23 protein-coding genes are annotated in these 26,322 nt (G+C 70.1%); 13 read left to right on the plus strand and 10 right to left on the minus strand.

Going from position 1 to position 26,322, the window contains the following annotated elements; all coding sequences use genetic code 11:
• Positions 1-240 precede the first annotated feature (240 nt).
• From rplI to Actob_RS43700, 5 genes are all read right to left on the minus strand, one after another.
• Complete coding sequence (gene rplI / locus Actob_RS43680) at positions 241-690, minus strand: 50S ribosomal protein L9 (RefSeq protein WP_284917807.1); 450 nt, start codon at positions 688-690, stop codon at positions 241-243.
• Positions 691-704: 14 nt separating this feature from the next.
• Positions 705-944 carry a 30S ribosomal protein S18 gene (gene rpsR / locus Actob_RS43685; RefSeq protein WP_007073789.1) on the minus strand — a complete coding sequence of 80 codons (240 nt, stop codon included), beginning with the start codon at positions 942-944 and terminating at the stop codon, positions 705-707.
• Between the two features lie 35 nt (positions 945-979).
• Positions 980-1,579 (minus strand): single-stranded DNA-binding protein, encoded by a 600-nt coding sequence (locus Actob_RS43690; protein WP_284917808.1) that lies wholly within the window; start codon positions 1,577-1,579, stop codon positions 980-982.
• Positions 1,580-1,644: 65 nt separating this feature from the next.
• Positions 1,645-1,935 carry a 30S ribosomal protein S6 gene (gene rpsF / locus Actob_RS43695; RefSeq protein ID WP_014448192.1) on the minus strand — a complete coding sequence of 97 codons (291 nt, stop codon included), beginning with the start codon at positions 1,933-1,935 and terminating at the stop codon, positions 1,645-1,647.
• Positions 1,936-2,230: 295 nt separating this feature from the next.
• A complete protein-coding gene (locus Actob_RS43700; protein ID WP_284917809.1) occupies positions 2,231-3,223 on the minus strand; it encodes a hypothetical protein in 993 nt (330 codons plus the stop codon).
• 131 nt (positions 3,224-3,354) lie between these two features.
• On the opposite strand from Actob_RS43700, the gene Actob_RS43705 reads away from it, so the two are divergent.
• Together Actob_RS43705 and Actob_RS43710 are read left to right on the plus strand one after the other, a co-directional pair.
• A complete protein-coding gene (locus tag Actob_RS43705) occupies positions 3,355-4,131 on the plus strand; it encodes a deoxyribonuclease IV (RefSeq protein ID WP_284917810.1) in 777 nt (258 codons plus the stop codon).
• 771 nt (positions 4,132-4,902) lie between these two features.
• Positions 4,903-7,548 (plus strand): hypothetical protein, encoded by a 2,646-nt coding sequence (locus Actob_RS43710; protein ID WP_284917811.1) that lies wholly within the window; start codon positions 4,903-4,905, stop codon positions 7,546-7,548.
• 276 nt (positions 7,549-7,824) lie between these two features.
• On the opposite strand, the gene Actob_RS43715 is transcribed toward Actob_RS43710, so the two are convergent.
• The 3 genes from Actob_RS43715 to Actob_RS43725 all read right to left on the minus strand — a co-directional run bounded on the left by Actob_RS43715 (position 7,825) and on the right by Actob_RS43725 (position 12,757).
• Positions 7,825-9,279: a glycosyltransferase family 87 protein gene (locus Actob_RS43715; protein ID WP_284917812.1), complete on the minus strand. Its 1,455-nt coding sequence runs from the start codon at positions 9,277-9,279 to the stop codon at positions 7,825-7,827.
• A 243-nt stretch (positions 9,280-9,522) separates the two neighbouring features.
• On the minus strand, positions 9,523-12,156 hold the full coding sequence (locus tag Actob_RS43720) for a transglycosylase domain-containing protein (protein WP_284917813.1): 2,634 nt from the start codon (positions 12,154-12,156) through the stop codon (positions 9,523-9,525).
• Positions 12,157-12,322: 166 nt separating this feature from the next.
• Positions 12,323-12,757, minus strand: a complete 435-nt coding sequence (locus Actob_RS43725) for a DUF5318 domain-containing protein (RefSeq protein ID WP_284917814.1) — start codon at positions 12,755-12,757, stop codon at positions 12,323-12,325.
• Between the two features lie 160 nt (positions 12,758-12,917).
• Between Actob_RS43725 and Actob_RS43730 the strand changes: the two genes are divergently transcribed.
• Both Actob_RS43730 and Actob_RS43735 read left to right on the plus strand, forming a co-directional pair.
• The gene (locus Actob_RS43730) at positions 12,918-13,547 is read left to right on the plus strand and encodes a PadR family transcriptional regulator (protein ID WP_284917815.1); all 630 of its coding nucleotides are present in this window, start codon (positions 12,918-12,920) and stop codon (positions 13,545-13,547) included.
• 23 nt (positions 13,548-13,570) lie between these two features.
• Positions 13,571-14,650, plus strand: a complete 1,080-nt coding sequence (locus tag Actob_RS43735; RefSeq protein ID WP_284917816.1) for an inositol-3-phosphate synthase — start codon at positions 13,571-13,573, stop codon at positions 14,648-14,650.
• Positions 14,651-14,741: 91 nt separating this feature from the next.
• Here the strand turns inward: Actob_RS43735 and Actob_RS43740 are convergent, their stop codons facing one another.
• Positions 14,742-15,197 carry a methylated-DNA--[protein]-cysteine S-methyltransferase gene (locus Actob_RS43740; RefSeq protein WP_284917817.1) on the minus strand — a complete coding sequence of 152 codons (456 nt, stop codon included), beginning with the start codon at positions 15,195-15,197 and terminating at the stop codon, positions 14,742-14,744.
• Positions 15,198-15,287: 90 nt separating this feature from the next.
• Here Actob_RS43740 and Actob_RS43745 point away from each other — a divergent pair, with 90 nt between their 5' ends.
• Together Actob_RS43745 and Actob_RS43750 are read left to right on the plus strand one after the other, a co-directional pair.
• Positions 15,288-15,809, plus strand: a complete 522-nt coding sequence (locus Actob_RS43745; protein ID WP_284917818.1) for a SigE family RNA polymerase sigma factor — start codon at positions 15,288-15,290, stop codon at positions 15,807-15,809.
• Complete coding sequence (locus tag Actob_RS43750) at positions 15,806-16,984, plus strand: WD40 repeat domain-containing protein (protein ID WP_284917819.1); 1,179 nt, start codon at positions 15,806-15,808, stop codon at positions 16,982-16,984. Before Actob_RS43745 ends, Actob_RS43750 begins: the two co-directional genes overlap by 4 nt.
• On the opposite strand, the gene Actob_RS43755 is transcribed toward Actob_RS43750, so the two are convergent.
• Positions 16,985-18,415, minus strand: coding sequence for a CCA tRNA nucleotidyltransferase (locus tag Actob_RS43755; protein ID WP_284917820.1), 1,431 nt, complete (start codon positions 18,413-18,415; stop codon positions 16,985-16,987).
• A 57-nt stretch (positions 18,416-18,472) separates the two neighbouring features.
• Here Actob_RS43755 and Actob_RS43760 point away from each other — a divergent pair, with 57 nt between their 5' ends.
• The 7 genes from Actob_RS43760 to trxA all read left to right on the plus strand — a co-directional run bounded on the left by Actob_RS43760 (position 18,473) and on the right by trxA (position 26,292).
• Complete coding sequence (locus Actob_RS43760) at positions 18,473-19,351, plus strand: hypothetical protein (RefSeq protein WP_284917821.1); 879 nt, start codon at positions 18,473-18,475, stop codon at positions 19,349-19,351.
• 69 nt (positions 19,352-19,420) lie between these two features.
• On the plus strand, positions 19,421-21,187 hold the full coding sequence (gene murJ / locus Actob_RS43765) for a murein biosynthesis integral membrane protein MurJ (RefSeq protein WP_284917822.1): 1,767 nt from the start codon (positions 19,421-19,423) through the stop codon (positions 21,185-21,187).
• A 198-nt stretch (positions 21,188-21,385) separates the two neighbouring features.
• On the plus strand, positions 21,386-22,933 hold the full coding sequence (locus Actob_RS43770) for a protein kinase family protein (RefSeq protein WP_284917823.1): 1,548 nt from the start codon (positions 21,386-21,388) through the stop codon (positions 22,931-22,933).
• A 221-nt stretch (positions 22,934-23,154) separates the two neighbouring features.
• On the plus strand, positions 23,155-23,868 hold the full coding sequence (gene sigM / locus Actob_RS43775; protein WP_284917824.1) for an RNA polymerase sigma factor SigM: 714 nt from the start codon (positions 23,155-23,157) through the stop codon (positions 23,866-23,868).
• Positions 23,865-24,896, plus strand: coding sequence for a hypothetical protein (locus Actob_RS43780; protein WP_284917825.1), 1,032 nt, complete (start codon positions 23,865-23,867; stop codon positions 24,894-24,896). The genes sigM and Actob_RS43780 overlap by 4 nt, the downstream gene beginning before the upstream one ends.
• Before the next feature lie 102 nt (positions 24,897-24,998).
• Positions 24,999-25,958: a thioredoxin-disulfide reductase gene (gene trxB, locus Actob_RS43785; protein WP_284917826.1), complete on the plus strand. Its 960-nt coding sequence runs from the start codon at positions 24,999-25,001 to the stop codon at positions 25,956-25,958.
• Between the two features lie 16 nt (positions 25,959-25,974).
• Complete coding sequence (gene trxA, locus Actob_RS43790) at positions 25,975-26,292, plus strand: thioredoxin (RefSeq protein ID WP_284917827.1); 318 nt, start codon at positions 25,975-25,977, stop codon at positions 26,290-26,292.
• Positions 26,293-26,322: the final 30 nt, after the last annotated feature.

Genomic DNA, 26,322 nt, shown 5'->3' on the forward strand with positions numbered 1-26,322 from the left:
GTCGCCAGCACCTGCCCGTGCTCGGTCATGTGCGCCACCAACTGCACGCGGCGTGCCAGCGCCCGCCCATGACCAGGCATCTGCGCCACCACCCGGCACCAAGCGTGCCAGCACCCGCCCGCAACCAGGCATCTGCGCCACCACCCCGCACGAAACGTGCCGGCACCCATGCGGACCGGGCGAAAGCACGAACGGCATGCCGGGTGTGAACCCGGCATGCCGTTCGCTGTGGTGCGAGCCTTACTTGGCGGCGACCACGTTCACCGGGAACGTGGCGGTCACCTCGGGGTGCAGCTTGACCTGGACGTTGTACGAGCCCGTGGTCTTGATGTGACCCGGCAGCTCGAGACGACGACGGTCCAGCGACGGACCACCGGCGGCCTTGACCGCGTCGACGATCTCGGCCGGGGTGATCGAGCCGAACAGGCGGCCACCGGTGCCGGAGCGCGCGCTCAGCGTCACCTTGAGGCCGGACAGCTGGCCCTTGACCTCGTTCGCCTGGCCCAGGTCGCGGATCTCACGGGCCTCGCGGGCCCGCTTGATGACGACGACCTGCTTCTCGGCGCCCTTGCTCCACCGGATCGCGAAGCCCTGCGGCAGGAGGTAGTTACGGCCGTAGCCGTTCTTCACCTCGACGATGTCGCCGGGGGTACCGAGGCCCGAAACCTCCTGGGTGAGGATGATCTTCATCTGGGTGATCCTCCTCAGCGCGCCGTCGCCGTGTACGGCAGGAGCGCCATCTCGCGGGCGTTCTTGACCGCGCGGGCGATCTGCCGCTGCTGCTGCGAGGTCACACCGGTGACGCGGCGGGCACGGATCTTGCCGCGGTCGGAGATGAACTTCCGCAGGAGCGCGGTGTCCTTGTAATCGATGTAGGTGATCCCGTCCTTGTCGAGCGGGTTCACCTTCTTCTTCGGCTTGCGAAGCGCCGCAGCCTTAGCCATTGCTCTTACTCCTGAACTCAAGAAAGCCCGAGGGCTTAGAAGGGAGGCTCGTCGTCGAACGAGGAGTTGTTGCCACCGCCGGAACGGTTGCCGCCGCCGGACGGAGCAGCCGTGGCCCAGGGGTCTTCGAAGTCGTTGTTGCTCCGACCGCCCCCGCCGCTGGACTGCTGCCGGTTGCCGCCACCGCCGCCACCGAAGTTGCCGCCGCCGCCACCACCGAAGTTGCCGCCACCACCGGAGGCGCCGAAGCCACCCCCGCCGCCGCCGGACCGGTTCATCCGCTGCACCTTCGCCGTGGCGTAGCGCAGCGACGGGCCGATCTCATCGACCTCGAGCTCGATGACGGTGCGCTTCTCTCCCTCTTTGGTGTCGTAGGTGCGCTGGCGCAGCCGGCCCTGCACGATCACCCGGGTGCCGCGGGTAAGCGACTCCGAGACGTGCTCGGCGGCGTCACGCCAGATGCTGCACGACAGGAAGAGTGGCTCGCCGTCCTTCCACTCGTTTGACTGCCGGTCCAGGGTCCGCGGCGTGGAGGCGATGCGGAACGAACAGACCGCCGCCCCCGACGCGGTGAAGCGGATCTCCGGGTCGTTGACCAAGTTGCCAACGACGGTGATTACGGTTTCTCCAGCCATGAAACTTCTCCTCGCCGCTCAAGTCGTCGATGCAAAGGGTCTCAGGACCCTCTGACAAAAACGCCTCAGCGGGTCTCGGGACGGATGACCTTGGTCCGCAGGATGGACTCGTTGAGCCGGAGCTGACGGTCCAGCTCGGCCACGGCCTCGGGCGTCGCCTGCAGGTCAACGACCGCGTAGATGCCTTCAGCCTTCTTGTTGATCTCGAACGAGAGCCGGCGACGGCCCCAGACGTCGAGCTTCTCCACCGAGCCACCCGCGGTCCTGATCACGTTCAGGTACTGGTCGAGCGACGGGGCGACGGTGCGCTCCTCGAGCGAAGGGTCGAGGATCACCATCAGTTCGTAATGACGCAAGACATTCACCTCCTGTGGGCTATGCGGCCACGGTCTCTCCGTGGCAGGAGGTCTTGTGTCGAACGCAGAAGAAAGCCGTGGGAGAAGTGCGCCCCACGGCGGACAGTCTGCGAACCGAGCCAGCATACCCACCCCGGGTGCCCTGGCCCAAAACGAAGACCCCGTCCGTGGACGGGGTCTCTCGCCGTGCAGAGCCGCGGGGCGTCCGGTCCGGTTCGTTGGGTGGGACCTGGGGAGGAACGACCACACCGATGAGGTGGACGCGGTCGCCCCGCGGAGCCTTACGAAGCAGAGCTTACGCCAGATTTGCCCGGGATGCACGTTGCGACACGAATGCCCGAATAGCGGCGGTGAGCACGCCCAGGACACAGACCATCGCGGTCAGCCCGAGCAGGCCGATCGGCCGGCCGGTCCGCATCGGCTCGACCGCGGCCACCGGCTCGGCCGCCGGCGCGGCGACCGGGCCGTCCAGCGCCTGGACCGGCGCCTCGGCGCCGGTTGGCGAGGTGGCGTCCGCGCCGGTCACGGCGGTCACCGAGGCACGGTCGCCGGGGACCAGGGCCTTGCGCTCACCCGGGGGCATCCCGGCGAACTGCGGGTGGCGTGCCGAGGTCGTACGCGAAGCCTTGTTCTTGATCTTTTGGGGTGTTTCGTGGTGTTTCACGGCGGTCTGGTCGGTCGCGGTCCGCATCTGATCGGCGGTCTGCCGCGCGGCGGACCTGTGCTGGGCAGCCCGGGCGGCGTCCGGCGAGTCGCGCAGCGCGCGGGAGCGCGACGACCGGGTGTCGGGGACGGCCGAGCCGGTGGCCGGGGAGAGGGCCGACGATCCGGCGATGATCGAGGGCAGCGTGTCGGCGCTGGAACCGCCCGGCACCGGGTCCGGCAGCGTGGCCGGGGTCGACGGGACCGCGGTGACCAGCATCGGCACCGGGTCGTCGCCGCCCGAGCAGTCCGGGGACAGCACGACCGGCGTGGTGCCGCGGCGGAAGACCACCTCGGCGGCGCCGTCGTCCGGGATGACGCCCTTGCGCGCGCCAGCCAGCTCCAGCCGGGCGTCGTGACCGGTCCGGTTGATCACGTGCAGGGTGCTCTCGGCGGGCACCGTCATCTTCTCGACGCTGGGCTTGGAATCGCAGCTCAGGCCGAGCATGCCGCCACCGAAGGTGACCCGGCGGTCGCCTGGCTGGAGTTGTTCGGCGCTCGCCGTCCCGGAGGCGATCAGCGGCCCGCCGAAGATCAAGCCGCTGGCCACCAGCGCCGCCATCCGGTATCGGAACTGCCGCGACATGCACCACTCCCCAGTTCGCCGCCGGACAGGAGCCGGCAATCGGTCAAACGTGATCGATGGGGCTAACGAGGCGCGGCGGAGGCCGGTGACGCTCGGGAGAAAGTGTCGGTCCCGCGTCGTAGGCTCGGGCCATGCGCATCGGAGCCCACGTCGATCCCGCCGACCCGCTGGCCGAGGCCGCCGCTCGCGGCGCCGAGGCGGTGCAGTTCTTCCTCACCGACCCACAGGGTTACAAAAGCCCCAAGCCACGCGCGGACGCCGAGCTGCTGCGGGCGTCCGACGTGGACATCTACATCCACGCGCCCTACATCGTGAACGTCGCCTCGCCGAACAACCGGATTCGCATCCCCAGCCGCAAACTGCTGATGGCCCACGCCAAGGCCGCCGCCGAGCTGGGCGCGAAAGGCCTGATCGTGCACGGCGGGCACGTCGGTGCGGGCGCCGACCTCAGTGCCGGTTTCGACAACTGGCGCAAGGCGTTCGAGTACGCGGAGAACGACGGCGGCCTCCCCCTCCCGATCCTGATCGAGAACACCGCCGGTGGGGACAACGCGTGCGCCCGCCGCTTCGACCACCTGGCCCGGCTCTGGGAGGCGGTCGGCTCGTTCGGGGCCGGCTTCTGCCTGGACACCTGCCACGCCTACGCCGGCGGCGAGGACCTGGTCGGCATCGTCGACCGGGTCAAGGCGATCACCGGCCGGATCGACCTGATCCACGCGAACGATTCCAAGGGTGGATTCGACTCGGGCCAAGACCGGCACGACAACCTGGGTAATGGGAGGATCGACCCCGAGTTGGTGGTCGCCGCCATCCGCGCCTCCGGTGCTCCCGCCATTGTGGAGACTCCGGGTGGGGCGGACGGGCAGAGTGCTGACATCGCCCTGCTGCGCGCGCGTTCCGGCGCCTGACGTACTGGTCCGGGGAGGGTCATGACCGAGCAGCCGCAACCGCTCTCGACCAGGTCCGCCGGTGACGGCGCGGAGGCGCCGGGGCGGCGGGAGCCGAGGGGGAAACGGCTTTTCGGGATCTTCGGGTCTCGGCGGGCTGGGAAGAAGGCCGCGTCTCCGGCGCCGAGTGGGTCTTCGGGTGACTCGGAGAAATCGGGTGGCGAGAAGATCGGGCCGGAGGCGGAGCAGCTTTCGGCCGGTCGGCAGGTCCCGGGTGGCGGGGTGATGGGCGAGGCCACCGAGTCCGGGGCCGCCACGCCGGAGGCCGCTGGATCTGGGGCCGCCACGCCCGACGCCGCTGGATCTGGAGCCGCCGCTCCGGAGACCGCTGGATCTGGGGCCGCCACGCCGGACGCAGGCAAGTCGGGAACTGCCACGCCTGAGTCCGCCACGCCGGACGCCGCCAGACCGCAGACTGTCAAACCGGAAGCCGCCGAGTCGGGAGCTGCTAAGTCGGAGGGCACCGCGGCCGAAGCTGCCACGCCAGGGGGCGCTGCTTCGGGGGATAAGTCCGACAAGGGCGCTGGGTCGGCTTCGGGCGACAGAAAGACGGGCGGCACGGCCACGGTCCCGACCGGGAAAGATCCCGCCGCCGGGAAGCAGCCGACTGCGAAGGATGCGGGCTCGCCCGGGAAAGACTCCTCCGCCCCGACGGCAGCGGAGTCGGCTGCGACCGACAAGGCCTCGGCGGCCGCGGGCGGCTCCGGTGATCCACAAAAGACTTCGGTCCGGGTGAAGCGGAAGCGCAAGGAACTGCCGGAGACCCGGCCACCGGGGGCGCCCGAGGATCCCTGGTCGGCCTTTGCCGCCATCGCCGCGGACAAGCCGCCGGGACGGATCCGGCGCGGCCTGCGAGCCGTCTGGCGTGCGGTCGTGCACGAGTATGCGCTGGCCGCCTACATCTCCGCGGTCCTTGCCATCGGGCTGACCTGGCCGACACTGCGGTACCCGCTGCACACGCTGCCGCAGGATCTGGGCGACCCGTCGCGTCAGGCCTGGCAGGTGTCCTGGCTGGGCCACGTACTGCGGACGAACCCCGTCAAACTGTGGCAATCAAATGCCTACTTCCCAAACGGCAACAGCTTCGCGTACGGCGACAGCCTGCTCGGGTATGCCGCGTTCGGCCTGGTCGGGGATGGGCCGGCGGCGGCCGTGCTGCGCTACAACATCCTGTTCGTGCTGGCCCACGCGCTGCTGCTGTTCGGCGCGTATGCGCTGGTGCGGCAGCTCGGTGCTCGGCCGACCGGGGCTGCGGTGGCGGCGGCGGCCTTCGCGTACGCGCCGTGGCGTCTCGCCCAGGAAGGGCACCTCGACATCGTCTCGGCGGGAGCGATTCCGCTGGCCTTGGCGCTGTTGGCGCGCGGACACGGCTGGTCGATGCGGTATGGGTTCCGCCCGGAACGGCGCCGGGCCGGGTGGGCCGCGCTGGGCTGGTTGGTGGCTACCTGGCAGTTGAGTCTCGGCTTCTCGCTCGGGCTGCCGTTCGCGTATGTGCTCGGCGGCATCGTGCTGTTCCTCCTGATGGCGGTGCCGGTCCGACGACTCCGGCGACGGCGGCGGGAGCAGCGGCAGAAGAAGGAGCAGACGGGGAAGGAGCAGGCCGGAAAGGAACCGGCTGCCGTGCCAGAGACCGGGGCAGAGACCGGGCCGACCACCAAACCAGCGGCCGGCACGAAGACCGAACCTGCCGCCGCCTCGGAGACTGGGGCAAAGGCGGGGCCGGCCACCACACCCGAAGTCAAGGCGAAGACCGAACCTGTTGCCACCTCGGAGGCTGAGGCAAAGGCGGGGCCGGCCACCACGCCCGAAGTCAAGGCGAAGGCAGACTCGGTCACCCCGGAGGCTGAGGCGAATGTCAGCCCGGCCACCACCCCGGGAGCTGGGGCGAAGACCGAGCCGGCCACCACGTCCGATGCGGGAGCGGAGGGTGGGCCGGTCATCGCGTCGCAAACCGGGACGAAGCCGGCCGAGGCCGGATCGCAGGCGGACAAGGCCGATGAGGCTGTCGGTGCTGCGGAGACGAAGCCAGCTACGGACGATCCGGCTGCGAGTGGGCCGGGCCGGGCGGAGCCGGGCGAGGAAGCGGCCGAGAAGCAGCAGGCCGTGGCGCGTGATGGCGTGCCCAGCGGCCTGGAGATCCGCAAGGAACGGCCGGCCGGAACGAAAACGGCCGTCGATGAGGCCGCCAAGGGACCGGTCGGCAAGGCCAAACCCGCTGGCCCAACAAAGACCGGCACGGAGACCGGCAAGGCGGAGACCGGCAGTACGGAAACCAGCGAGGCCGGTGAAGCCGACAAACCCGCGCTGAAGAAGGGCAAGAGGAGAGTCGGCAAGACGCGGCCAAAGAAGACCGGGACGGGTGCCCGGCGGCCGCGGCGGGAGAGCCGGGCGGTGCTCGGCTGGCGGCTGCTGGTCACCAACATCCTCGGGGTGCTGTTCTTCCTCGGGGTCGGGGCGGCGATCGCGATTCCGTACCTGCGGGCGCCCGACTCGCCCACCCGCGGCGAGGAGATCGACTTCTTCTCACCACCGCTGCGCAGCCTGCTGATCGCTCCGGCCGAGTCGCGGATCTGGGGTGCCGCGCACGTCACGCCACGCGCCTCGCTGGGGTGGCCGGCCGAGATGTCGCTGCTGCCCGGCTTCGTGCTCTACGCCCTGGCGCTGACCGGTCTGCTGTTCTCGATCTGGCGATGGCGGCAGCGACTGGTCCTGGTGCTGGCCCTGGCCGCCGCGGTGATCCTGACCCTGGGCACCAACTTCTTCGGCGGCCGGTGGACCTACCTGCCGCTCTTCGGGCACTTCCCGGCCTCGTTCGACCTGCGCATCTCGGGCCGGTTGACGCTCTGGACGACGCTGCTGCTGGCGATCCTGGCGGCCGGGGCGATCGACGAGTTCGTCCGGCGGATCGAGCACTTCGCGGCGCAGCGGACTCCGCCGTGGCCGAGTCCGTGGCTGCGCCTGGCCACCCTCATCCCGCTGCTGCTGGTGGTCCTGGAGGGCTGGAACGCGACGGCACACCCGGTGGCCCCCGCCCAGCCGGCAGCGCTGCGCACCGTGGGCGGTCCGGTGCTGGTGCTGCCGACCGCCGCGCTCAGCGATCAGACCGTGCAGCTGTGGACCACCTCGCGGTATCAGCAGGTGACGAACGGTGGCGGGATCGTCGCCGCCGCCAAGCAGGAGGAGCTGCGGCAGAAAGTCGCGTCGTTCCCCGATCTGGCGAGCATCCAGTACCTGCGGGACAACGGTGTCGGCACGGTCCTGCTGATCCGTTCCGAGGTGGTCGGCACCCCGTGGGAGCAGGCCGGTGACCTTCCGGTCGACGCTCTCGGCATCCGCCGCGAGGACCTCCCCGACGCGGTCGTCTTCCGGCTGAACTAGGGAGCGCGCATGACGAGCGGCACTAAAGAGGGCGCGCATGACGAGTCGCACTGAAGGAAAGCGCGCATGACGAGCCGCACTGGAGGAGGGCACGCATGACGAGCCGCAGACACGGGCGAGAGACGGGTTCGCGGAAGCGGGCTGCCGACGCCACGTCGCCGAAGGGGCCGGCCTGAGGGCGTACCGGAAAGCGGGTGAAAGCGGAACCCGCGGCGGACCGGGAGCGAAACGCGAAGCGGGACACACCGGAAGGTGTGTCCCGCTGGGGATGGAAACCTAGACCTTGGCCACGACCGGCGGCTCCGGCGGCAGCCCGACCGGCGCGACCGGCGCGACCGGCGCCTTGCCGAAGCCGAGCGACCACCGCAACCGTTGCACCCAGCCCTCATCCGGGCCGTCCACCGGCCCCGCGTCCGGGTCGGCGCCGCCATAGGTCTGCCGGACCACGTCCAGCTCCGGCCGCCAGATCTCGCGGATCACCAGGCCGCAGAGGACCGCCACGGTGATCAGGCGCAGGGCTGACGCGAGGACGAAGGTGCCCTCCGGGATGACCGGCTTGCCGCCGGCGCCGATCAGCTCGGCGTAGAACGCGGCGAAGTAGCCGATCTCGGCGACGGTCCAGGCCAGGATCGCGCCCCACTTCGGGCGGGCCAGGACGATCAGCGGGACGAGCCAGAGAACGTACTGCTGCGACCAGACCTTGCTGAAGATCAGGAAGAACGCGACGACCAGGAAGGCCAGCTGGGCCAGGCGCGGCGGCTGCGGGGCGAGCAGGCCGAGCGCCAGCAGGCCGATGCAGGCCAGCCCGAAGAGCGCGTAGGTCACCAGGTTCAGCGTCGGCACGTGGTCGCTGAGCCACTGGAACGGCCCGCCCCCGCTGCTGGTCCACTTGCCGTCGAGGTAACGCCCGACATACCAGAACGTGCCCCAGCCGACCGGCCGCTCCGAGTTGAGCCGGAAGAACCGCAGCCAGGCCTCGTGCTGCCAGTGCCAGACCGGGAAGTTGACCACGGCCCAGGCGACCACCGCGCCGGCCGCCGCGGCGAACCAGGACCGCAGGCGCCCGGAGCGCAGCGCAAGGATGAACAGCGGCCCGATGATGAACAGCGGCCAGAGCTTGGCCGCACCGCCCAGACCGAGCAGGACGCCGGCCCACACCGGCCGCCGGCGCACCCACAGCAGCAGGCCGATGGCGGCCAGGCCGATCGCCAAGAAGTCCCAGTTGACGGTGGCGGTCACCAGGAGGATCGGGGAGAGCGCGAAGATCGCCGCGTCCCAGGGCCTTCGCCGGCGCAACGCCAGGATCACCGCGACGGTGACCACCGCGAACAGCGACAGGACCAGCGCGTTGGCGTTGTAGAACCAGCTGCCCTGGTTGATGTCCGGGTGTTTCTCGCCGTACCAGTGCACCGGCAGGCCGAGCGCGCCCATGAAGTAACCGGTGACGACCGGGTACTCCACCTGGTGGTCGACATAGGGGACGGCGCCGTCGCTCAGGCCCTCGGCGTAGTAGAGGGCGAGCACGTCGGTGTAGCAGAACCGGGTGTACTGGACGTTTTTCTGCCAGTCGCCGTCCATGCAGGGCGATTTCTGCACCCAGGAGAACGCCAGGATCAGGCAGGTCAACGCCATGATGATCCGCGGGGCGGTCCAGAAGCGGCCGGGCCGGGCATCCGGCCGGGTCGCGTGCGAGCCGAGCGGCCCGCCGATGAGTTGCGACAGCCCCCGCACGAAACCGTCCTAGGTCGCGGTCGAGGTGGTTGGTTCAGACCAGGACCGGCCGGGGCCGTCGGAGGACGAGGTCGCGCTGGGGACGTCGGGCCGATCAGGGGACGGTTGCGCGCTCATGTCTTGGCATCATGCCGCATGAACCTCGAAGATCGACGGCCGACCGGATACGGCGCACCGAGGGATACCCGAGGAAAAAACGGCGCCCACCTCATCGAGGTGGGCGCCGTTCAGGTCAGGAGGAGATCAACCGGTGGTATCGCCGTTGTTGTTGTCCCCACCGCCGTTGTTGCCACCGCCGCCGTCGTTGCCGCCGCCGTCGTTGTTGCCACCACCGGTGTTGTTTCCGCCGTTGTTGTTTCCGCCGGTACCGTTGTTCTGGCCCTGGCAGAGGACCGACAGGGGGCCGTCACAGACTCCGCTGTTGTCCTGGGTCGTCGTCGGGTCCGGCTCCGGCGGCGTCTGGCCGTTGCCGAGCGTGTCGTCCCCGCCGGGAACTCGATCCGGGAACTTGGCCTCGTCCCAGTTCTTCTTCTCGGCCACCGTGTCGAGGAACTTCTTCCAGATCGACGCCGGGGTCCCGGAGCCGAACATCTTCTTGCCGCTCTCCTCGGTCAGCGGCACGCGTTTGGTCTTGCCGCCGACCCAGACGGTCGCCGCCAGCTGCGGGATGCCGCCGACGAACCAAGCGTCACCGTTGGCGCTGCTGTTCGTGGTGTTGAGCTCCCACGAACCACTCTTGGCGATCGCATCGCGACCGTTCGACAGGGTGTGGTTGGCGTGCGCCGGGATCTGCTTCAGCACCGCGGACAGGTCCGACATCTGGTTCTTGTCGAAGACCTTGACGCCTTCCTTGGTGATCGTGGTCAGGCTCTTCGGCTTGTTGGTAGCCGGGTCGACTGCCTTGATCGACTTGATGAAGTGCGTCTTGTGCCGGACGCCCTGCGCCACGATGGTGGCGACGCCGGTCGCGTGCTCCAGCGGGATCACCCGGAACTGGCCGAAGCCGACCTCGCTGCTGAACTTGCCGTCCAGGGTGTCGGCGGAGGCCTTCTCGAGGTCGATGCGCTCGCCCTGCGGGTGCTTGTCCGAGCCGTTGGTCCAGACGTACCGGATGCCGGCCGCCTTCGCCGCGGCGAGAACCTTGCTCGGGTGCAGTTTGTCGGCGATCCAGTAGAACGGGAAGTTGTACGACCGGATGGTCGCCGTCTCCAGATCACAGAATTTGATCTTGCCGTCACACAGGCTGTCGTCGGCGCCGGCGTTGCTGATCTTCTTGCCGTTCGCTCGGGTGAGCGTACCGTCCCAGGTCGTCTTGAACGAGTAGTTGGCGGTCAGCGCCGCGGACAGCGTGTAGATCTTGAAGGACGACGCCGGCGACTGGCCGCCACCGTTCTGCATCACGCCACTGCCGTCACCGTTCATGTAGCCGCCGTAGTCGACGCCCTCGGGATCGTCACCGCCGTAGTACCCGAGCACCTCACCGGTATCTGGATCGATACCGATCACCGCGGACTGGTACGAGGACGGCCGCCCGTGCAGCGGAGAGTCGTCGCTCTTGCGCGAACCGGCCTGCTCGGCCGCTTTCTGGATCACCGGGTCGATCGTGGTGGTGATCGTCAGGCCGCCCTTGTCCTGGACTTCCTTGGAGATGTTGAGCTGGCTCAGCTCGTACGTCACGTGCCGCCGGATCATGCCGACCGGCTTGCCGTCCGCGCACGTCTTGCAGGTGGCGCTGGTCTTCGCCGGCAGCGGCTGGGGCCATTTCCGCTTGTCGTAGACGTCCTGGCTGATCCAGCCCATCTCCAACATGTTCTTCATGGTGTACTCCCACCGGTCTTTCGAAGCGGTCGGGTTCACCAGCGGGTCGTAGCCTCGGTGCGTGGCGGTCGGGTAGGGCTGCTTGATGATCGAGGCGATCACCGCGGCCTGGTAGGGGTTGATCTCCTTCCGGCCGCCGGCCCCACCGTGGACGATGCTGACGTTGTAGTAGCCGTTCGCCGCGGCCTCCGCGCCGAGCCGGCCCTCGCCCAGGTCGATGTAGTTCAGGTACAGGCCCATGATCTCGGGCTTCTCGTACTTCGACTCCAGCTTGCGGGCGATCACGGCCTCGCGCAGCTTGCGGCTGTAGCTGATGTCCTTGAGCACCGCGACGTGCCGGGCGTACTGCTGAGTGATGGTGGACGCGCCCTGCTTGTCGCCGCCGGTGAAGTTGTTCCAGGCGGCGCGGGCGATGCCCTTCATGTCGATGCCGTTGTGGGTGTAGAAGTTCTTGTCCTCGGCCGCGGCGACGGCGTGCGCCATGGTGTCGGAGATGTTCTGGTACGGCACGTTGACCCGCGGATCGCCGGTCTTGTACAGCACCTGGCCCTTGGCGTTGAGGACGACGTTCATCTGGTCCTCGGCCTTGGGCGTGGGCAGTTCGACGTCGTCGAAGAAGTAGGTGCCGCCGACGATGCCGGCGCCGATCATGATGACCAGCACGGCGGCCGCGGCGGTCAGGATGTTCGCGCGGCGGTACTTCTTGTCGGCCTTGGAGCGGGGGCGCTTGCCACCGCCACCACCGCCGACGCTGCCGCCGCCACCACCGGAGCCGGGTGGTGGCACCGAGGCGCGGCCGCCGACCGGGGCGGCGCCACTCACCGAGGCGCGCCCCGGGGTCGCCGAGCCCACCGAAGCCGAGCCCACCGAAGCCGAGCCGACCGAGGCGCGGCCGCCGACGGATGCGGAGCCCACCGAGGCCGAGCCGACCGACGCGGAACCGGCTGGGCGCCGGTAGGCATCGGGTGCGGGACGGCCCTCGTCCGGTCCGGAAGCAGCGGACGGCCCGGGCACTTTGGCCCGGGCTCGTGCGTTCTGCGGATCGCCGTACGCGTTCATTCCTTCACACCTACCGTTCGCGGGGGCGCGGCCCGCCCCGCCGGGAGATGCTCCCGGAGGCCGCGCCACGAGCGGGCGTTTGAGGCTGCGTCACCGGCAGCCGACTGTTCCGACGTCGAAAACGAGCCTGTCTTAAACGTGTCCACGTTACTGACATCGATCCGGTTCACCGTCGGCCCTCCCCGACTTGTGAAACGGAACCCGTTTTCCACTGGATCGGGGACTCGTCCTCACCGAGCGCGTCGCGACCGAGCACGTAACGCTCGATGAGGTGGTTCCAGGAGCAGGAGCGGCACACCTCGACGACGAAGACCTGGCACTCACGCAGCGTCATCGCCAGGACCGGCAATTCGGCGGCCTTGTGAGCCTGGCCGGCGGACTGCTTGAGCTCGTCGCCATAGACGTAGTGCACCAGCGTCAGGTTTTCCCGGCGGCAGATCGGACACCGCTCGTCGGTCGGCTCGCCGTGGAATGTCGCAGCGTTCTTCAGGTACGGCGACGCGTCACACACCTCTAGCGGGCTGACCTTGCCGTTCCGCACATCACGCAGGAGCGCCCGCCTCTGGAGCGAGTAGTCGACCACCTGCCGCTGCGTGCGCATGGCGAAGAGAGTACGCGGTCCCCGCGAGCCGGGCGACCGTCATCACGGAGCGTGGCGTGGCGACTGCGCAGCATGTCCGAGTTGCGCCGTCCGGCATCCCGATCTACGGTGACGATGTATCGGGCCGATACATCGGGACACACTCGTGGGGAGGGTCGGGGTGCTGGAATTGGCGATCCTCGGGCTTCTGCAGGAGGCCCCGATGCACGGGTACGAACTCCGCAAGGAGCTGGCCACCAAGCTGGGCACGCTTCGCGCCGCGATCAGTTACGGGACGTTGTACCCGACACTGAAGCGGTTGAAGCTGGCCGGCTGGATCAGCGAAGCCGAGACGAACAACAACGAAATTGTTCCCCCGATGACCAGCAAACGGGGCCGGGTTGTCTACAAGATCACGGCGGAGGGCAAGGAACGCTTCGCGGAGCTCCTCGCCACCGCCGGGCCGGAGACGTATGACGACGCCGGCTTCGGGGTGCATTTCGCGTTCTTCGCCCGGACCGACCAGGCCACCCGGCTGCGGATCCTGGAGGGGCGCCGGCGACGGATCGAGGAGCGCCGGGAGGGGCTGCGGGAGATTCTCGCCCGCGCCGCCGACCGCCTCGACGCGTACACGCTCGAACTGCAGCGGCACGGCCTCGACGCGTGCGAGCGCGAGGTCCGCTGGCTGGAGGAGCTGATCACCAACGAGCGGTCCGGCCGTACCCCGGCCTTCCGCAACCGTGCCGGCGGGCTGTCGCCGGCTGCGGAGACACCCTCGGAACCACCGCGTCCGCGATCGGACCGGCCGTGATGAACAACAAGGAGGCAAACGCGATGGGCTCCGTCCGCGTCGCCATCGTCGGTGTGGGTAACTGCGCCTCGTCCCTCGTGCAGGGCGTGGAGTACTACAAGAACGCCGACCCCAACGACCGCGTCCCGGGTCTCATGCACGTGACCTTCGGCGACTACCACGTATCCGACGTGAAGTTCGTCGCGGCGTTCGATGTGGACGCCAAGAAGGTCGGCATGGACCTGGCCGAGGCGATCGTCGCCAGCGAGAACAACACCATCAAGCTGACCGACGTGCCGCCGACCGGCGTCACCGTGCAGCGTGGCCCGACCTTCGACGGCCTGGGCACCTACTACCGGGAGATCATCGAGGAGTCCTCGGCCGACGTGGTCGACGTGGCCCAGGCGCTGCGCGACGCGCAGGTCGACGTGGTCGTCTCCTACCTCCCGGTGGGCTCCGAGGAGGCCGACAAGTTCTACGCGCAGGCCGCGATCGACGCCGGCTGCGCGTTCGTGAACGCCCTGCCGGTCTTCATCGCCTCCGACCCGGTCTGGGCGCAGAAGTTCACCGACGCCGGCCTGCCGATCGTCGGCGACGACATCAAGAGCCAGGTCGGTGCCACCATCGTGCACCGCGCCCTGGCCAAGCTGTTCGAAGACCGTGGCGTCGAGCTGCTGCGCACGTACCAGCTCAACTTCGGCGGCAACATGGACTTCATGAACATGCTGGAGCGCAACCGCCTGGTCTCGAAGAAGATCTCGAAGACCCAGTCGGTCACCTCGCAGATCCCGCACGAGATGATCAAGAGCGACGTGCACATCGGCCCGTCGGACCACGTGCCGTGGCTCGACGACCGCAAGTGGGCGTACATCCGTCTCGAGGGCCGCTCGTTCGGCGACACCCCGCTGAACGCCGAGCTCAAGCTCGAGGTGTGGGACTCGCCGAACTCGGCCGGTGTGATCATCGACGCGGTCCGCGCCGCGAAGATCGCCAAGGACCGCGGCATCGGCGGCCCGATCCTCTCGGCGTCGTCCTACTTCATGAAGTCCCCGCCGGTGCAGTACAGCGACCACGACGCGCACCAGGCCGTCGAGGCCTTCATCAAGGGCGAGGTCGAGCGCTGACCCGCTTCGCGTGAAAAAAGGCCGGCCCGGCTCTCGGGCCGGCCTTTTTCACAAACCCGTTTTCGTACGCCCGGAGCACGGTCCCTCGGCCTCAGCTCCAGGCTCGCGTCAGAGCCACCCGGGCCTCCAGTTCCAGCAGCTTGCGTTTGCGCTCCAGGCCGCCGCCGAAGCCGACCATCTTGCCGCCGGCGCCGACCACCCGGTGACACGGGACGATCACCGGCACCGGGTTGTGGTTGCAGGCGGTGCCGACCGCCCGCGCGGCCCCCGGGTCACCCAGGGCGGTGGCGATCGCCCCATAGGTCACCATCTCGCCATAGGGCACCTTGGCGATCTCGGCCCACACCGCGCGCTCGAACGCGGAGCCGCCGCGCATCTCCACCGGCACCGTGAAGTCGGTCAGCTCACCCGCGAAGTAGGCCGCCAGCTGCACAGCGGCCGGGTGGGCCGCGGCATCGCCCGGCCTCGCCCCGAAACGCACCCCCACCACGACGTCGCCCTCGACGGTGATGCCGAGCGGCCCGATCGGTGACTCGATGACGAACACGCACCCATCCTCCCGCGCGGGTCTGACAACTTCGCCACCCCAGGCAAAGGTTTCGACCCCGCGGACGTCTGTCCCTGTCGGAGGTGACCGGTGAAGCAAGCGCTCGAGGCGGAGTTCACCGCATTCGTCGCGGATCGGGGGCAGGCGCTGCTCCGGATCGCGCATGCCTTGACGGGGGACCGGGAGGCCGCCGCGGACCTGGTGCAGGGTGCGCTGGCCAAGGCGTACGCCCGGTGGCCGCGCATCCACGGGGAGGCGGAGGCGTACGTACGGAAGATCATCTACAACGACCGGGTGTCGGCCTGGCGCCGGCCGATGCGCCGTAACGAGGTGACCGTCGCCGACGTGCCGGAACGGGCGCAGGCCGGACGGCACGACCATGACGTGACGGAGCGCCTGGCGCTGCGCGCGGCGCTGCTGTCGCTGCCCGCCCGGCAGCGGGCCGTGCTGGTGATGCGGTACCTGGAGGACCGCACCGTCGAGGAGACCGCCGAGGTGCTGGGTTGCCGGCCCGGGACGGTTGCCAGTCAGGCGTCCCGGGCGCTGGCCAAACTGCGCGAGCTGGTCGGTGGCGTCGAAGACTGGACGAATCGGACGGAGGTCGCTCGGTGAGGCATCTCGAGGACAACCTGCGCACCACCGTCGAGGACCTGGCCTCGTCGGCGCCGCCGCTGGACGGCCTGGCCATGATCGCCCGGATCCGCGGGCGCCGGATCCGCCGGCGCCGGCAGGCGGTGCTGTGCGCCGCGGTGGCCGTGCTGGCCGGGGCGGTCATCACGCCGTACGCCGTCTTCGGTCACCGTGACGGACGGCAACCGCAACCGGCCGCATCGGTGCCGTCCAGCAGACCCGCTGTCGCGGTCCCGATGCCGAGCACCACGGTGACCGTGCCGGCGATCCGCAAGGAGTGGTGGCGGGCGCCGGTCCGGCTGCCCGGTGGCGTGGTGGTCACCTCTGTGGGGCGGCCGGGCGCCACCGCCGAGGACGGCACGCCGGCCGGCCGGAGCGACGACCGGCAACACGGCAACGTGGCCCTCAACCGCGTCACCGGCAGGTACCAGGTCTACTCGGCGAAATACCAGCGGTTCGCCGCCGCGCCGGCCGGCCGGTACGTCCTGATCGAGGACGAGAGCGCGGGCGGGGGCGGCTACGTCCCGGTCGGCGTCCTCAACGCGGCCTACGGCTCGTGGCAGCTGTTCACCCACGGCGCCGGCCTCGGCACCGAGTGGTCTCCGGACGGCGAGAAGATCGCGTTGACCATGCAGACCGGCAATCTGCGGATCATCGTGGCGAAAACCGGCGCCGAGAAGGACCGGGAGATTCCGGGGGGCAGCGCGCTCTGCCCGGATGTCTGCACCTTCACCTGGCTGCCGGGCGGCACGGAGGTCGCGCTGGCCCAGCGGGACCCGGCCGTCGCGCAGTCCGAGGCGGTGCCGGACACGATCAAGGAGATCAAGGTGTTCTCGGCGGCCACCGGCGAACTGGTGCGCACGCTGCCGGTCCCGGGCGTGCCGGCCGGCTCGGGCGCCTGGTCGCCGGACGGCCGATACGTCGCGCTCCAGCCGGACGCCACCCAGCCGGACGGCATCCGGATCGCCGAGGTGGCCACCGGTCGCGTGGTGACCACCCTGCCGCTGGGCGCCCAGGTGCGCTTCGTCGCCGACCACCAGGTCCTGCTCGTGGACGGGCTGGACGTGCGGGTCTTCGACCTGGCCGGGCGGGTCCGGGCGACCAGCCGGCTGCCTGCCGACTTCGCCGATCGGGAGATCAGCCTCGGCGTCGAGTGATCAGGAGATGTGGCCCTGCTCGCGGGCCCACCGCAGGAGTTCCGCCTCGGCCTCGTCGCGATCCAGCGGCCCACGGTCGAGGCGGAGCTCTTTGAGGTGGCGCCAGGCCTGGCCGACGATCGGGCCCGGCGGCACGCCGAGCAGCTCCATGATCGCGTTCCCGTCCAGGTCGGGGCGGACCTTGGCCAGGTCCTCCTCGGCCGCGATCCGGGCGATCCGGTCCTCCAGCGCGTCGTAGTCCGCGGCGAGCTGGGCCGCCTTGCGCCGGTTGCGGGTGGTCACATCCGACCGGGTCAGCTTGTGCAGGCGGGACAGCAGCGGGCCGGCGTCGGTGACGTAGCGGCGCACCGCGGAGTCGGTCCACTCGCCTCTGCCGTACCCGTAGAACCGCAGGTGCAGGGCGACCAGGCCGACCACCTCGGAGGTGACGTCCTTGGGGTATTTCAGGGCTTTCATCCGCTGCTTGGTCAGCCGCGCGCCGACCACCTCGTGGTGGTGGAAGCTGACCCGGCCGTCCCGGCCGACCGCCTTGGTGGCCGGCTTGCCGACGTCGTGCATGAGCGCGGCCATCCGCAGCACGAAGTCCGGCGCCTCGTCGCCCTCCAGCCGCATCGCGTTCATCACCACGATCAGCGTGTGCTCGTAGACGTCCTTGTGCTGGGCGTGCTCGTCGATCTCCAGTTTCAGCCCGGAGATCTCCGGCAGGAAGCGGTCGGCCAGCCCGGTGTCGACCAGCAGCCGCAGGCCGGCGATCGGGTCGGCGCCGCAGAGCAGCTTGGTGAACTCGTCCCGGATCCGTTCCGCGGTGATCCGGTCCAGATCCTGCGCCATGTCCCGCATGGCCGCGACGACCGGCTCGTCCACAGTGAAGCCCAGCTTCGCCGCGAACCGGGCGGCCCGCAGCATCCGAAGTGGATCATCACCGAACGAGGCTTGCGGCGTCGACGGCGTCCGGATCAGCCGCGCCGCCAGGTCGGCCACCCCACCGAACGGGTCGGTGAACTCATGGTCCGGCACCGACACCGCCATCGCATTGATCGTGAAGTCCCGCCGCGACAGGTCCTCCAGCAGCGAATCGCCGTAGGAGACCACCGGATTGCGGGTCACCCCGTCGTACGCCTCGGCGCGGAACGTGGTGATCTCGATCCGCAGCCCGTTCTTCTGGATGCCGATGGTGCCGAACTCGCGGCCGGTCTCCCAGATGGCGTCGGCCCAGCCGCTCACCAGGGTGAGTGTCTGCTCCGGCCGGGCGTCGGTGCAGAAGTCGAGGTCGTCGCCGAGCCGGCCGAGCAACGCGTCCCGGACCGATCCGCCCACCAGGTGCAGCTCATGGCCGGCGGCGCCGAAGCGGCGCCCCAACTCGTCGGCGACGGGGGACACGCGGAGGAGCTCGGCGACCGCGTTCTGCTGGGCATCGTTCAAGACAGACATGGGACTACCAGCCTATCTTTATTGGCGCTGGGAAACGCCGCCGGGCAGGATGGGTGCGTGCCCGTTCCCGAGGCGCTGCGCCTGCTGAGCCTGGATCCCGGGTTCTGGACGGGCGAGATCAGCGACACCGATGCCCTGCCCGAGCAGCTCCGGGTCTCCTTCCCGGTGCTCGACGGCTACGCCCTGGTACTGGAGATCGAGCTGCCGTCCGGCGAGCGGACGCTCGGCCTGCGCCGCCCGTCCACCAGCGAGCCGGTCCAGCTCGGCTGGGCGCCGGCGACCGGTCCGTTCCCGGCTGCCCTGCGCTGGTGGGAGCTGGAGACCTGCGCCCGGGTGATCGCGCTGGCCGACCCGACACTGCCGCATCCGGGGCTGGTGGTGGCGTTGCTCTCGCCATTCGCTCCGGCGACCGCCGACGACGACGTGCCGGCGGTGGCCGGGGTGCGCGAGGCGGCGTACCGGTCGCTGCGCCGCGAGGTGCCGCCGCCCCCGCCGTCCGGTCCGGAGCAGGCGCCGCTCCCGCTGTTCACCGCTGATCACTGGTGGCCGGCGCCGCCGTCGCCGTCGCCGCAGGTGCTGGACGAGGCCGCGATCGCGGCCCTGAGCGGCCCGGCCGAGGCCGGCGACCACGTTCGCGCGGACAAGCGGTTCCCGCATGAGGAGCTGGCCGATCTGGTCCGCCGGGCCACCGCTCACCTGGAAGCCCTGCCGCACCGCCACTGGTACGCCGGCACCCGTCCGCTGGCCCGCCGGATCGCCGACTCCGGTGACCTGAGCCCGGTGCCCGCGCTGCTCGGTGCCCTGACCGAGGCGGGCTGCGATCATCCGACGGTGCTCGACGCGTTGAGTGAGCCGCTGGTGCCCCTGGAGGCCTGCTGGATGGTGGAGACCCTCGCCGGGGCGGAACCGGGCACCCTCCTGCGTCACCACGTGTGACCTTTTCTTCTATGGTGGCGCAGTCTTCTATGGTGGCTCCAACAAATCGGTACGGCTCGGGAGGCATGGGTGAACGGCGGCCTGTACCGCAGCACGCACGCGGCGCCGGACGGCAACCCGCACCCGCAGGTGGGTGTGACGGTCGTCTCGGTCGACGGTCAGTCACCCACCGCCAGCGCCGACCAGGCGCTGCCCCCGGAGGAGCTGCCACCGGCCGGTGACGCGGGCGAGGGCGGCAGCACCACCGGCCAGAGCGCCATCATGGCGATCGGCAGCCTGGTCAGCCGGATGATCGGCTTCGTCCGGAACGCGCTGATCGGGATGGCCCTCGGCGCCGGCGTCGGCGACGCGTACACCAGCGCCCAGTTCCTCCCGAACCAGATCTACGAGCTGCTGCTCGGCGGCATCCTCTCCAGCGTGCTGATCCCGCTGCTGGTCCGGCGGCGCAAGGCCGATGCGGACGGCGGGCAGGCCTTCACCCAGAAACTGCTCAGCTTCGCCGTCGTCAGCCTCGGCGTGGCGACCGCGCTGGTGGTGGTGGCCGCCCCGGTGATCACGGCGATCCAGGCGAGCAGCGACAACTCCGACGCCTATCGGCACCTGGTCACCCACTTCGCGTACCTGATCCTGCCGATCATCTTCTTCACCGGCCTGTCCGCCCTGATCGGCGCGGTGCTGAACGTGCGCGGGCACTTCGCCGCCCCGATGTGGGCGCCGATCCTGAACAACCTCGTGGTGATCGCGGCGGCCGGCTTCTTCCTGCTGGTCTGGGGGCACGGCGACCTGACCGAGGAGAGCATCACCACCGGCCAGATCGCGCTGATCGGCATCGGCACCCTGGCCGGCATGGTGGTGCAGGCGCTGGGCCTGCTCCCGGCCCTGCGCAAGGTCGGTTTCCGGTGGAAGTTCCGCTGGGACCCGCGCTCGCTGGGCCTCGGCGAGATCGGCCGGCTGGCCGGCTGGATGCTCTGCTACGTCGCCGCGAACCAGGTCGCCGTCTTCGTGATGGTCAAGATCCTTAACCGGGTGGCCGGCAAGGGCAGTGCCAGCGTGCTCGCCTTCAACAACGTCTTCCTGCTGACCATGATGGCGCACGGCATCATCGGCGTGTCGGTGATGACCGCGCTGCTGCCGAAGATGAGCGCCGCCGCCGCCGAGGGCCGGTACGCCGACGTCAGCGCCGACCTGACCCGCGGCATCAAGCTCACCGTCGCCGCGCTCGCCCCGATCTCGGTGCTCTACGCGGTGCTCGGCAAGTCGATTGCGGTGATGCTCTTCGAGGGTGGCAACTACACCCACGATCAGGCGCTGGACACCGGCACGGTGCTGACCGTGGCCGCGTTCGCGGTGATCCCGCTCTCGGTCAGCTACCTGTGCACCTACGCCTTCTACTCGCTGCAGGGCAACAAGACGGTGGCGCTGATCAACGTGCCGGTGGTCGTCGTCCGGATCGCCGCGTACCTGCTCCTCGCCGCCGCGCTGAGCAAGGCGCTGCTGGCCGCCGGGATGACCGCCGCCAACGCGGTCTCCTACCTGGTCTCGGCCCTGATCTCGCTGGCCGTGCTGCGCCGCCGGATCGGCCGGCTCAACCTCGGCTCGGTGGCCGCCGCGCTGATCCGGGTGGCGCTCGCCGCCGGCGTCGCCGCCGGGCTGGGTTACCTGGTGGTCCACCTGCTGCCGGGCGCCGGCGAGCCGGACGGCCGGATCCAGGCCCTGCTGCCGCTGATCGTCGGCGGCGCGGTGATCATGGTCGGCTACCTGATCGCCGCGACACTGCTACGGGTGCGCGAGGTCAGTCAGGTGGTCGGGATGGTCCGCCGCAAAATCGGTCGCTGATCGGCGCCGGAACTGCCCTGAACAGCGGTCCTTCCGCCGGACTGCCCGAAAAAGCACCCGTTCGTACGGGGCCACGCCAATGCCGCGCCGGGGGACGACCTGCCGGACCATGGCTGAGTGCGGGTATGGTCGTTGTCGGCATGTGCTCCGGAGCACCCTGTCCTGAGCACCGAGACATGCACCACCGAGGGAGGACTGGTGACCCAGGTCGGCGAAGGCCATGAGACCGCGGCCGACGAGGCTGGACCGGTCTTGACCTTCGGTGCCCCCACCGTCGGTGAGATCCTGGCCGAGCGCTATCAGCTCGAGCAGCACGTCAACAACGACAGCGCCGGCCGGCAGGTCTGGCGCGGGATCGACGTGGTGCTGCGCCGGCCGGTCGCGGTCGTGCTGCGGCACCCGGGCGGCGACTCCGCCGCCGAGATGCTGCAGGCGGCTGTCGCCGCGAGCCGGGTGCTCCACCCCAACCTGGTCGGCGTCTACGACGCCATCGACGAGGAGCAGCGGGCCTACGTGGTCCGCGAGTGGGTCGACGGTGAGTCGCTGCGTGACCTGATCGCCGCCGAGGGCCCGCTGGACCCGGCCCGGGCGATCGCGATCGCCCACTCGGTCGCCGACGCGCTGACCGCCGTGCACGCCACCGGCATGGTGCACGGCAACGTGCACCCCGGCACCACGCTGATCGGCGACGACAACCGGGTGGTGCTGGCCGACGCCCGCGCCGACGCCGCGGACAGCGTCGAGGCCGACGTCCGCGCGGTCGGCGGCATTCTCTACTTCGCGCTCACCGGGCACTGGCCGCACACCGAGGTCGGTCGCTCCGCGCTGCCGGACGCGACCCGGGACAGCGCCGGCAACCCGGCCGCGCCCCGGCAGATCCGGGCCGGCGTCCCGGCGTACCTCGACGATCTGACCATGGACCTGCTGGACCGGCGGGTGGCCGCACCGGCCGCCGAGGCGCTCACCGCCGAGCTGGGCCGGTTGGACGCGGCCGCCGAGGAGGAGGAGTTCGAGGACGTCGGTCCGCTGCGCTTCGTGCAGGGCGGCGGCACGTCCAGCGAGCCGGCCCGCAGCGCCCCCAAGATCATGCTCGGCGTCGGCGCCCTGGTGATCATCGCGATCATCGGCCTGGTCTTCGGCATCCGCGCGATCAGCAACTCCAGCAAGCCGAACGCGTCGCCCACCTCGACCGTCGACGCCAACACCGGCGGGCAGCCGGGCACCGACGACCCCAGCGACGCCCCGCAGGGTGATCCGGTCAAGATTCCGCTGACCGAGGACATGGTCCGGATCGTCGACCCGCCGCAGGGCGACCGCGACGACACCGGCGAGTCGAAGTACGTGGTCGACGGCGACCAGGACACCGCGTGGAAACTGTCGTACTTCAAGCAGCCGAACTTCGGCGGTCGCAAGGCCGGCATGGGTGTCCTGATCCACCTGCCGGAGCCGCGCGCGCTCTCCGATGTGCGGGTTTACACCTCCGCTCCCGGCGCGGCCATCGACCTGCGGGTCGGTGACAAGGACCCGGGTGACACCTCCAAGGGTGACGACACCATCGTCAAGAGCTACGCCCGGCTCAGCGACGGGGACGGCGCCGTCAACACCGGCGACAAGCAGATCCTGGACGGCTTCGACCCGGACAAGAAGTACCAGTACGTACTGGTCTTCCTCACCAAGTTGCCGCGCAACGAGGACACCCCCGGTTACCAGGTCAACGTCAACGAGATCGAGCTCTACGGCTTCTGATCCGCGGCGTGCACGACGGAAGGGCCGACCGGCGAGGTCGGCCCTTCCGCTTTTCAGCGCGTCGTCGGGCGGGGATCACCGCTGCTCCGGCAGTACCCGGCGCCGAGGGAGCAGACCCGCGCCCGATCGGGCGCCGGGGCACGGTGTGCAAAATCATGTCGTTCTGTACAAGCGGTCCGTCGGCGCGGCGGGACTCAGGCCGCATGGCTTAGATTGCTGGCGTGACTTCCCGGGACGTTCCGCCCGGCGGGACCGGCGCGGGCGACACCGCGCCGAGTGACGCCGAGCTGGTGCGCGCCCACGTGGCGGGTGACCCGGAGGCCTTCGGTGAGCTGGTCCGGCGGCACCGGGACCGGCTGTGGGCGGTGGCCCTGCGCACCATCGGCGACCGCGAGGAGGCCGCCGACGCGGTGCAGGACGCGCTGTTGTCGGCCCATCGCGCGGCGGCCGGGTTCCGCGGCGACTCGGCGGTCACCACCTGGTTGCACCGCATCGTGGTGAACGCCTGCCTGGACCGGATCCGGCGGCGTCAGGCGCACCCGACCGTCCCGCTGCCGGACGGTTCCCGGTCCGGCGACGAGTATCCGTCCCGTCCCGAGCCGGCGGCACCCACTCCCGACCAGGACACCGTGCTGCTGGTCCGGCAGGCGCTGGCCGCCCTGCCGGTCGACCAGCGGGCCGCGATCGTGCTGGTCGACGTGCAGGGTTACGGCGTGGCCGAGGCCGCCGCGATGCTCGGGGTCGCCGAGGGCACGGTGAAGAGCCGGTGCGCCCGCGGCCGGGCCCGGATGGCGCTGGGTTTGCGTGAGCTTCGCGGCGGTCCGCCGAGTGAGCCGGGGCACGATGGGAACCGGAGCGGCGGCCGCGACGTCCCATCCAGGTCGGGCGCGGTGATCCCGCTGCCGACCGGGCGTGAGGGGAGGGACCAGCGGTGACGGGCGCCGAGTTCGACGGGGTCGACATCGACCTGCTGGCCGACTATGTCGGTGGCGCCATGGACGGCACCCCGGAGGCCGAGCGGGTGGCCGCGCTGATCGCCGCCGAGCCCGCCTGGCAGGAGGCCTTCGCGCTGCTCGCACCGGAGATGGCAGCGGTCGGCGCGCTGCTGGGCGACCTGCCTCCCGAGCCGATGCCGGCGGAGCTGGCCGCAGCGCTCGACGCCGCCTTCGCCGCACCGGCGGAACCGGTCCTCCCCCGGGACGCCGGACTCGCCGCGCCCGAGCAGCCCGCTACCCCGCGGGACGCGACGCCGGCCACGCCCAAGGAGCCCACTACCCCGCTGGACGGGCGACTCGCCGCGCCCGAGCGGCCCGCTACCCCGCTGGACGGGCGGCTTACCGCGCCCGGGGAACCCCTCTCTCCGCCCGCGCCGGAGGAGCCGGCTCCGGGCGTACCGAAAACGGTTGTCGATCTGGATGAGCGGCGCCGCAAGCGCGGCAGTCACCGGTGGTTGCGGATCGCCGCGCCGATCGGGATCGCCGCGGGCGCTGTCGCCTTCCTTGGGTACGGCCTGAGCCGCCCGGATCCCGCATCCGACGCCGGTTCGTCGGCTGCCGCGCCGGCTCGCGGCGAGGTGATGGTGGACGCCGCCCCGGCGCTGACCCTCACCAGCGGCCTCGATTACACGCTGGGCACGCTGGGTCAGAGCCGGAAGGAGGCACCCGCCGCGTCCCTGAAAGCGGACTCCCCCAAGTACTCCGGCGAGACCGACAGTTCCGCCGAACAGAGCCTGGCCGGGCTGCGCGATCCCGCCGCGCTGCTGGACTGCCTGAACGCGATAGCGCAGGAGAACGGCGGCGGCCCGATCACCGTCGAGTCGGCCGACTACGCCCGGTTCGAGGGGCAGCCGGCCCTGGTGGTCCGGTTCACCGCGGCCAACGGCCCGTGGGCGTGGGCCAGCGGTCCCGACTGCGGATCTGCTGGTGGCGGCGCGGACACCCTGGGCAAGGTGCCGGTACGCTGAACGCCACCCCGTGAGGTCCGACACGAGCCGAGACCTGGGGAATGGTGAATGCCTAGCATGGCGTTCTACCGGGCGTAGGAATCCAATCTTGAGGAGTCGGCAGTGGACGAGGTCCGCAATCTGATCATCATCGGTTCGGGACCGTCCGGGTACACGGCGGCGTTGTACGCCGCCCGTGCCAACCTCAAGCCTCTGGTGATCGAGGGCGTGCAGTCCGGCGGCGCCCTGATGACCACCACCGAGGTGGAGAACTTCCCGGGTCACCGCGACGGCATCATGGGCCCCGAGCTCATGGACAACATGCGCGCCCAGGCGGAGAAATTCGGCGCCGAGTTCATCACCGACGACGTCAGCCGCGTCGAGCTGACCGACAAGCCGACCGAGGCCGGCACCGAGGGCCTCAAGACCGTGTGGGTCGGTGACCAGCAGTTCTTCGCCCGCGCGGTGATCCTGGCGACCGGTTCCGCGTGGCGCCCGATCGGCGTGCCCGGCGAGCAGGAGCTGCTCGGCCACGGCGTCTCGTCCTGTGCCACCTGTGACGGCTTCTTCTTCCGCGGCCAGCACATCGTCGTGGTCGGCGGCGGCGACTCGGCGATGGAGGAGGCCACCTTCCTCACCCGGTTCGCCGAGACGGTGACCATCGTGCACCGCCGGGACACGTTCCGGGCGAGCAAGGTCATGCAGAAGCGGGCGCTCGACAACGAGAAGATCAAGGTCGAGTGGAACTCGGTGGTCGAGGAGATCCTCGGCGAGGACGGCAAGGTCGTCGGCGTCCGCCTGAAGGACACGCAGTCCGGCGAGACCAAGGTGCTCGACGTCACCGGCGTGTTCGTGGCGATCGGTCACGACCCGCGCAGCGAGCTCTTCAAGGGCCAGATCGAGCTGGACGACGAGGGCTATGTGAAGGTCGACTCGCCCAGCACCCGGACCAACATCCCCGGCGTGTTCGCCGCCGGTGACCTGGTCGACCACACGTACCGGCAGGCCATCACCGCCTCCGGCACCGGCTGTGCCGCGGCGCTGGACGCCGAGCGCTTCATCGCTTCATTCGTAGAGCTGTAAGACCGGGAGGGTCCACGTGAAGGTCGTCACCGACAAGACGTTCGACGTCGACGTGCTGAAGTCGGACAAGCCAGTGCTTGTCGACTTCTGGGCCGAGTGGTGTGTGCCGTGCAAGAAGGTCGACCCGCTGCTCGCCGAGATCGCCGACTCGGAGCTGGGCTCGCAGGTGGAGATCGTCAAGGTCAACATTGACGAGAACCCGCAGACGGCGCTCGCCTACCAGGTGATGTCGGTGCCGACGCTGGCCATCTTCAAGGGCGGCGAGCGGGTCAACCTGGTGACCGGCGCCAAGCCCAAGAGCTTCCTGGTCAACTTCATCGAGTCCGCACTCTGATCGGTTCTCGAAACCCCGCGTCCACTGTCG

This window comes from Actinoplanes oblitus (assembly GCF_030252345.1).
GTDB lineage: Bacteria > Actinomycetota > Actinomycetes > Mycobacteriales > Micromonosporaceae > Actinoplanes > Actinoplanes oblitus.

Excerpts from the sequence above, each read along its gene's own strand:
- rplI (WP_284917807.1), bottom strand. The coding sequence starts at position 690 with ATGAAGATCATCCTCACCCAGGAGGTTTCGGGCCTCGGTACCCCCGGC.
- rpsR (WP_007073789.1), bottom strand. The coding sequence starts at position 944 with ATGGCTAAGGCTGCGGCGCTTCGCAAGCCGAAGAAGAAGGTGAACCCG.
- Actob_RS43690 (WP_284917808.1), bottom strand. The coding sequence starts at position 1,579 with ATGGCTGGAGAAACCGTAATCACCGTCGTTGGCAACTTGGTCAACGAC.
- Actob_RS43700 (WP_284917809.1), bottom strand. The coding sequence starts at position 3,223 with ATGTCGCGGCAGTTCCGATACCGGATGGCGGCGCTGGTGGCCAGCGGC.
- Actob_RS43705 (WP_284917810.1), top strand. The coding sequence starts at position 3,355 with ATGCGCATCGGAGCCCACGTCGATCCCGCCGACCCGCTGGCCGAGGCC.
- Actob_RS43720 (WP_284917813.1), bottom strand. The coding sequence starts at position 12,156 with ATGAACGCGTACGGCGATCCGCAGAACGCACGAGCCCGGGCCAAAGTG.
- Actob_RS43725 (WP_284917814.1), bottom strand. The coding sequence starts at position 12,757 with ATGCGCACGCAGCGGCAGGTGGTCGACTACTCGCTCCAGAGGCGGGCG.
- Actob_RS43735 (WP_284917816.1), top strand. The coding sequence starts at position 13,571 with ATGGGCTCCGTCCGCGTCGCCATCGTCGGTGTGGGTAACTGCGCCTCG.
- Actob_RS43755 (WP_284917820.1), bottom strand. The coding sequence starts at position 18,415 with ATGTCTGTCTTGAACGATGCCCAGCAGAACGCGGTCGCCGAGCTCCTC.